At 41.1% G+C, this 8,282-nt stretch carries 6 protein-coding genes; 4 read left to right on the top strand and 2 right to left on the bottom strand.

Annotation, left to right across the window (positions count from 1 at the left end; translation table 11 throughout):
• Together AACW45_RS22610 and AACW45_RS22605 are read right to left on the bottom strand one after the other, a co-directional pair.
• The coding region (locus tag AACW45_RS22610; protein ID WP_190634977.1) for a two-partner secretion domain-containing protein at positions 1-3,458 on the bottom strand (3,458 nt) is incomplete at its 3' end.
• A 201-nt stretch (positions 3,459-3,659) separates the two neighbouring features.
• Entirely contained in the window at positions 3,660-3,911 is a 252-nt protein-coding gene (locus AACW45_RS22605; protein ID WP_190634995.1) for a hypothetical protein, read from the bottom strand.
• A gap of 121 nt (positions 3,912-4,032) precedes the next feature.
• Between AACW45_RS22605 and AACW45_RS22600 the strand changes: the two genes are divergently transcribed.
• From AACW45_RS22600 to AACW45_RS22585, 4 genes are all read left to right on the top strand, one after another.
• A complete protein-coding gene (locus AACW45_RS22600) occupies positions 4,033-4,773 on the top strand; it encodes a L,D-transpeptidase (protein WP_313933799.1) in 741 nt (246 codons plus the stop codon).
• Positions 4,774-4,880: 107 nt separating this feature from the next.
• A complete protein-coding gene (locus AACW45_RS22595) occupies positions 4,881-5,207 on the top strand; it encodes an SH3 domain-containing protein (RefSeq protein WP_242045693.1) in 327 nt (108 codons plus the stop codon).
• A 658-nt stretch (positions 5,208-5,865) separates the two neighbouring features.
• Entirely contained in the window at positions 5,866-7,053 is a 1,188-nt protein-coding gene (locus AACW45_RS22590) for a sigma-70 family RNA polymerase sigma factor (RefSeq protein WP_190634975.1), read from the top strand.
• 34 nt (positions 7,054-7,087) lie between these two features.
• Complete coding sequence (locus AACW45_RS22585) at positions 7,088-8,272, top strand: DUF1822 family protein (RefSeq protein ID WP_190634972.1); 1,185 nt, start codon at positions 7,088-7,090, stop codon at positions 8,270-8,272.
• Positions 8,273-8,282 lie beyond the last annotated feature (10 nt).

Raw genomic sequence — 8,282 nt, 5'->3', positions numbered from 1 at the left:
TTTACACTCCCTGCATCCCCTTCACCAAAGGTACTTGCAGATAGAAAAGAACGACCCAACAGTTCTAAAGACTGAGTGGAAATATCCACACCCCCTGCTTTTCCTTTTGATCCTGAATTTACTTGACTAGTAGCAGAACTATTACCATCAAACTTAACACTACCAGTAGTGGTAATCTTTACACTCCCTGCATCCCCTGTTCCCCTGGTACTTGCAGATAGAATAGAACCACCTAACAGTTCTAAAGACTGAGTGGAAATATCCACACCCCCTGCTTTCCCTACTGCTCCTAAGCGTACTTGACTACCAGCAGAACTATTACCATCAAACTTAACACTACCAGTAGCAGTAATCTTTACACTCCCTGCATCCCCTTCACCAAAGGTACTTGCATCAAAAAAAGAACCACCTAACAGTTCTAAAGACTGAGTGGAAATATCCACACCCCCTGCTTTCCCTACTGCTCTTGATTCTACTCGACTAGCAACATAACTTCTATCATTAAACTTGATAGAATCAGTAGCAGTAATCTTTACACTCCCTGCATCCCCTTCACCAAAGGTACTTGCAGATAGATAAGAACCACCCAACAGTTCTAAGGACTGAGTGGAAATATCCACACCCCCTGCTTTCCCTACTGCTCTTGATTCTACTTGACTCACAGCATAACTTCTATCATCAAACTTGATAGAATCAGTAGCAGTAATCTTTACACTCCCTGCATCCCCTTCACCAAAGGTACTTGCAGATAGATAAGAACCACCCAACAGTTCTAAGGACTGAGTGGAAATATCCACACCCCCTGCTCTTCCTTTTGCTACTGAACTTACTTGACTAGTAATATGACTTCCAGCATTAAACTTGACTGTACCAGTAGCGGTAATTTTTACATTACCTGCATGACCAGGACTACAGCTACAGATAGTAGCAGATAGATAAGACCCATTAAGGAGTTCTAGGGTGTTAGTTGAGATGTCAATACCACCTGCATTTCCCACTGCTGCTGAACTAGCTTGACTAATAGCAGAACTATTAACATCAAACTTGATAGAATCAGTAGCAGTAATCTTTACACTCCCTGCATCCCCTTCACCAAAGGTACTGGCAGAAAGTACGGCACCATTGGTAACTTCTAGGGAGCCTGTAGTAATGGATACGCCTCCTGCATCGCCCACTGCTCCAAAGTTAACATCGCTGTATGCCGCACTGATATTTCCATCCTGACTTTCGCCATCAAATTTGACCAAGTCAGTAGCAATAATGGTGACACTGCCTGCATTACCTTTTCCAAAGGTATCGGCAGAAAGTACGGCACCATTGAGTACCTCCAGGGAGCCTGTGGTAATGTATACACCTCCGGCATTACCCACTGCCCTGGATTCCACTGTGCTGAAGATTCCACTGGAATCAATTTCATCGTTATTGATGAAAAAATTTCTTCCCAATCGATTGCTGCCTACACCATTAAAAGAAACTTTATCACTGGCAGTAATCTTTATATTGCCTGCATCTCCCTCCCCAAAAGTGCTAGCAAACAGTTGGCTGCCACCCGTCACCTCCAATGAGGCAGTTGTGACGTTGATGTCACCTCCTTGACCCTTACCACCTCGTCTAATTTGGGTAATTAAAGATGCACCTTTCTCAAGAGATACTTCGGGTGCTGTAATGTTGATACTTCCGCCTATACCGAATGAGGTTATACCAACCTCACTGAAAACCTCACTGTTGTTGCTCACAAAAACCTGATCGCTTGCGGTAATATTTACATTACCAGCCCTGGCAAGTGTGCCATTCTGTCCCTTTCCAGCGATGATGCTGGCTGCTACAATTGCCTCATCTTTGATAATAACTAAGTTTGCCGTGATATTGATGTCATTGCCGTTGCCTATTCCCCCACTCGCTACATCACTGCCAACAGTGGGTTGGAAATTACCATTTAATCCAGCTAAGGAAACTGTATCCTTAGCTTTAATAGTCACACTCCCTGCATTACCTGTTCCACCATTATTTCTGCTCAACACTTGAGCACCATTGGTAACTTCTAGGAAGCCTGTGGTAATGGATACATCCCCGGCATTGCCCATTGCTCCACGACTCACTTGGCTGAATGCCCCACTGTTACGTCCATCCTTACCTTCCCCATCAAATTTGACCAAATCAGTGGCATTAATGGTGACACTGCCTGCATTACCTTGTCCTCTGGTACTGGCATTAAGTTGAGCACCATTGGTAATTTTTAGAGAACCTGTAGTAATGAATACACCCCCTGCATCCCCCACTGCTTCTGATCCTACTTGACTACCAGCATAACTATTACCATCAAACTTAACAGAATCAGTAGCAGTAATCTTTACACTCCCTGCATCCCCTTGACCAAAGGTACTGGCGGAAAGGAATCCACCATTAAGTACCATTAGAGAGTCAGTGGTAATAGTGACGTTGCCCCCATTTCCTTGTCCCCCAAAATTATCGGAAGTAAGTGCGGAACCATTGAGTATTTCAAGAGAGCCTGTAGCAAGTGATACATTCCCTGCGTTGCCCATGCCCGCAGAATTTACATCGTTAAAGGCAAAACTTTGATTATCAAACAAAACAGAATCAGTTGCCTTAATTGTAATATCTCCAGCAGTGGCCTCCAATGTACCTAAACCTGAACGAATCCCAGCCAAAAGTTGGCTCCCTTCTCTTACCTCTAAATTCCGGGCATTAACGCTAATTGAGCCTCCCCCACCAGCACTCACATCAATAATTGCACCATTAATCAGTGATACATCGGCTCTTGCCACATCATCAGGTACAGTCAAACTCAGATTGTTAGCATCAACATTTAACCCTACTGTTCCATCACCTGCTAACCCTGCCAACTCCACTCGTCCACCGAAAGCATTCAATCCCCCTCCATTTATGGTGATGTCTCCACCCACTAGCAGCAAGCTGCGACTATTTGGTACTTGTAGATTTGACCTACTTTCTATTCTTCCCCCTTGAAGTTGATTGAAGAAGAATGCAGAAGGATTGATTGTCAGTAAGTCCGAAGGAGGCTGAGGATTTGTGGCACTGAAAAAGCCTTGATTTCCAAACCCAATGCTATTGGCTGTAGTCCCCACAAAGGAACCATTCACATCCAAACGAGCATTAGCTCCAAAAATAATCCCATTGGGATTCAAAAAAAAGAAGTTGGCATTACCCAAAACCCCCAGTGTCCCCAAAATATTAGAAACATTACTTCCCGTCACCCTTGTCAAGATATTCTCAATGCCACTGGGATTGGTGAAATATGCGCCTCTTCCTGAGTTAATGTTAAATTCTTGAAAGCTGTGGAAGAGGTTACCCCCGCGAATTGCACCTCCATCAATTCTGTCACTGGGAATCCCTTTGATAATCACGTCGGAAGTAACAACTGAACTTTCAGCACCAAGAGTACCATCAGGAATGATTTGCGCCTTAACTGATTTCAACGAAGTTAAACTCAAGCAGGTAAGGCTGCTTACTAGGAACCAAGAGCAAATATAGGTAAATCGCACCACTACCTTTTTGTGTTGAAACTTGGCTGACGGTGATATATTACCATTTTCCCAAGTCTCACTTAAACGAATATATCCAGTTTATAAAATCTTTATATACATATGTACATAAACTACAGAAAAATACAGCAGATTTCAGGTAAATGAAGTACGCGCTTTGGGGCATGGCAGTGCCAGTGCCCCTACAATCAACGATATAATCTGTACTTCACCAACTAGCAATCTGCTGTATAACCTGTGTTCTTGCCATGTCCTAGCTTGGGAGTTAACGGATACAAGAGGAATACCCCGGTCAAAATGTGCAGTGAAGCGATCGCTTTTTGACCAGCGTAAACCCAAACCCACAGATGCTAAACTGACGTGAGTGCGACGCAGAGGAAAGCCCAAAAAGCTTGCTAGATATGAATTTGCTATTCCTCAGCAGGCAATGAAAACAGTCCCTAGTGTATCTGGGGGCTGCCCTTTGTCCCTTGATCTTTGGCTGTGTAACTCGATCTGGTATCGCTGGGTGGAAGTAGATACAAAAGTTGGTGCATCAGGATTAACACTCTACAGATGTCTGCAAAAAATTAGTCAGTCGAATGTGAATAAGAAGAAAAATCCCAACCAATTAATTAATAGAGAGAAACACAAACTCGTAAATATCAAAAAATCCATGTCAATACGACTAGCTTTAACCTCATTTAATTGTTTAATGTTAGTAGGTTGCAATCCAAATATGCCTAACATAAAAACATCAGATTTTACCGAAATAAAACCGACAGAAAATGTCCAATTATTAGCAAACAAAATATCAATAAATCAAGAGTCAACTCAGATTAGTAATTACATGACTCTTAGCGAATCAGGGATGACAAATAATTTAGGTAATCCACTTTTTGAGCTTCGTCTGTATGCTAATGGCAAGCTAATCAATAGTTTCATGGCAGTATCAGGAAGAAATTATACACAAAACAGAAATCGTCATGTTTCTGGCACTGAAGCACCATTGCCCAATGGAATATATAAAGTAGCGCGAACTCATACTAGAGGAACAATTACAGAAGCTGGTGAGCGTTTTCTACCAATAACACCTCAGTTCTCTACAGGTCGTACTGCATTAGGTATTCATGTAGACCCATCCTTTAACAAGAACAACGGTGAAGACGGTACTTCTGGATGTATTGGCATGATTAGCCGAGAAGATTTAGATACGCTGTTGAACTATGTAAATAGATATCAACCAAAGTATCTTGATGTCCAAATTTAGAAATTAAAATCTAGGATTTTATCTGCTTAGATTTGATTCCTAAATTTTTTCCGAAGACTGATATTTCATATTCACAATTTTTCATTTTGTCAAGGAGTATTTGGATTATGTTTAAAGCTTTCATGGCTAGCGTAGTAATTTTGGCAACTGCTTTACCTGCAAGTGCCCAAGTCGGCCCTGGTCTTGGTAGAACTGATGTTGTATCTCGTCCCCAATCTTATGCCAAAGTTTGTACTAAGGATACATATGGTCGGTTGTCTATACGTACTAGACCGGGGCAAAACTTCGCAAAAATTGGAGAAGTTAGAAATGGAAGTTTAATACCTTTAATGAGAGGTCAATATAGTCGCGATGGTTTTTATTGGTGGAATATTTCCCACAATGGTATACGTGGTTGGGTACGTGCTGATTATGTCTGTGGCGATCCACAATAAGCTGTTTCGCATTTAATTTGCACATATGAATCCTGTTGACTGTTGACTGTTAACAGTCAACAGTCAACAACCACAGCGAGTAGTTAGGCAATTTTTAAGATAAACTAAGATTAAGTACCAAAATCGGGATAAAAACTCCACCTACAAAAGGATGGAGTTTTGTCAGTAGTTAGTGGTCAGTGGTCAGTGGCAAAGATTTCTAAAAACCACCCACCCTTGGGATGGGGTTTGAAACTGTAAGTTGAATTCTGAACAAACCTGCCCATTCTTACCCATTTATAGGTAGTGTTTGCCTGTTATGATATGATGAAATTAGGTAAAGCCGCCGTTAAATCGGATGGTAAGTAGTACTTTACCTATTTTTTGGACAAGACAACGCCTAATAAGCTTTGAATCAACAGTCTGCAACAATTAGTGCAAGTAATCCCAAACTTTATGGATGGGATAGAGGGATTGCCGTTTATCCCTGTAGTTTTAGGACTTTGGACTAAGATTACAAACTAAGTTGTCTAGTATTGTCTATCTTTGGGTAGATTTGTACAGATTTCTATGAACGGTATTAGACTCCTTTAAAAAACAACTGACAACTGACAACTGACAAGCGAAGCGGAATAAAATAATCCTTTTTTAGCAAAAAAATTATATTTTTAATCAGTTTATGCGTTCTCGCCAAGATATTACAGAATTATTCTCAACATTCGCGCAGTTAGAAGCAGATAGATTCCGGAAATGGTTAACAGATCCCAAGTTGTGTCGAAGTATCAAAAAATGCTTAGACCACTACCCAGAAGCATTGAACGCAGAAAACTTTTGGGCAATTTACTGGTACAAGCATTGGTATAACCAATCTCAGAGTCTTGCCAAGATGCACTTGTCTGCTTATTTACAAGAACAATGTTATTGGGCGGCTCAGAAGACTGTTGCTAAATTTACACTCAACCAATATGGTCTAGCTGACTACTTTCAACTAGCAAATGCTGAGGTGGAAAACATCCTCAAAGGCTTTAAACCTGAAATTAGCAATAACTTACAAGCCTATGCAAAAATGGCAATTCCCACTCGGTTGAGAGATATTTTACGGCAACGCAAGGAAGCTGATAGCTCTACCAATTGGGCATTGTTACGCAAGGTGAGCAAAAAGCAGGTATTAGCATCTTTATCACACGCTGGATTATCACCAGCGATGATTGCTCAATATCGTTTAGCTTGGTTTTGTTTTAAAGAACTGTATGTGCCAAACCCGGCGGGTGCTAATAGTAAATTACCAGAACCAAATCGCCAACTTTGGGAAGCGATCGCTAATCTCTACAACAGCGAACGACTAAACCAATTAAGTCAACAAGCTCCACAATGTAGTATAGAGACAATTGAACAGTTGTTAACTCGTACTGCTACCTACCTGCGTGATTATCTCTATCCACCTGTGAGTTCTCTAGATGCACTCAAATCAGAAGATGATTCTAACATCACCTTGGATTTGCCAGACCCTTCCTCTGACTCATTAATAGCTGATATCCTAGCCCAAGAAGAGGCCCAAAACCGCCAAGAGCAACTGTCTCAAATAAATGCTGTATTGTTAAAAGCTTTACAAGGGTGCAATGCCCAAACCCAAGAAATAATTAAACTATACTACCAACAGGGAGTGACTCAACAGGATATTATCAAACAATTACAGATTAGCCAGCCCACGGTTTCTCGTCGGTTGATTAAAGCCAGAGAATCCTTGTTGGCAACATTAATCAACTGGAGCCAGGAGACATTGAATATTTCTATGACTTCCAACCAAATAAAAGATATGAGTAATGTTTTGGAAGAATGGCTCAGAAGTAATTACAACCCAACCTAATTTCACAATCACCAAGTAGTAAAGAGTATTAAAAATGACTTATGTATTTGCAGACCCAAGAGAATGGGAGCTAGAAGTTTCGCCAACAATCCAACAGCAATCTTGGCAGTATAGCCAAGTTTATGCTACACCTAGCAGTCGTTGGCACGCCTATATCAATCAAATTTGCCTGGATGTCTTTTTAGATTGGATGCAAGCAGAATATGTTCCTGATGCTACCGCCTGGGAATGCCTACCTGGTGTGCCGGGTTTTTGGGAATTTGTGAATGGTGCGGTAGTTTTATTAGGACAGAAGCGAGTTGTGTTAATTCCCAGTGAAGTAATAGATGATGGAGAACTAGAAGTACCCCAAGAATGGGTAGATATTCCCCACTGGGCGGCAGATTACTATATAGCAGTGCAAGTTAAGCCCAATGAGAATTGGGTAAGATTTTGGGGCTATACAACCCATCAACAGCTTAAATCATTGGCTAATTATGATCCCATAGATCGAACTTATTGCATAGATGCCCAAGATTTAACCAAAGACCTCAATGCTTTTTGGATGACTTACCAATTCTCTCAAGAACAGATGAAAGCCGCGATCGCTCCTTTGGGAGAATTATCCACTACGCAAGCAGAAAATCTCTGCCAGCGTTTAGGAAATTCCTCTGTGGCTTTTCCTAGATTATCAGTGCCATTTATCACCTGGGGAGCGTTGCTGGATAATCAACAGTGGCGGCAACGTTTACACCAACAGCGACAACAACAGTTACAGTCTTCTTGGGAACAAGTTAATCTTAGTAGTTGGCTGGAGGGCATTTATGAGACTTCTTGGAAAACCATTGAGACATTTTTAAATACAAATGCTCAGAGTCTAGCTTTTAGTTTTAGAAGTAGTTTTGGGTTAGCAAATGCTAGTGTTAAACGAGCCAAGTTGATTGACTTGGGAATGCAACTAGAGTCTCAACAACTAGTGCTATTAGTGGCTTTGAAACCAGAAGCAAACAAAACAACTAGTATTCGCGTACAATTACATCCTGCTAATGGAGAAACTTATCTACCTGCTAATATAAAGCTAACTTTGCTTACAGAATCAGCCGAAATAATTCATCAAGTACAAAGTCGAGAACAAGATAACTATGTACAATTACCGCGTTTTGATGGAGAGATAGGAGAATGTTTTATTATCCAAGTTGCTGGTGATGATTGGCAAATAACAGAAAATTTTGTGGTTTAAATAGCCCACA

Origin of the sequence: Calothrix sp. FACHB-168, assembly GCF_963889195.1 — a bacterium.
Classification (GTDB): domain Bacteria; phylum Cyanobacteriota; class Cyanobacteriia; order Cyanobacteriales; family Nostocaceae; genus Aulosira; species Aulosira anomala_A.
This window is presented reverse-complemented; position numbering and strand designations above follow the sequence as displayed.

What these genes read in the sequence shown, in the direction of transcription:
- AACW45_RS22595 (WP_242045693.1), top strand. Translation starts at nt 4,881, where the DNA reads ATGTTTAAAGCTTTCATGGCTAGCGTAGTAATTTTGGCAACTGCTTTA.
- AACW45_RS22590 (WP_190634975.1), top strand. Translation starts at nt 5,866, where the DNA reads ATGCGTTCTCGCCAAGATATTACAGAATTATTCTCAACATTCGCGCAG.
- AACW45_RS22585 (WP_190634972.1), top strand. Translation starts at nt 7,088, where the DNA reads ATGACTTATGTATTTGCAGACCCAAGAGAATGGGAGCTAGAAGTTTCG.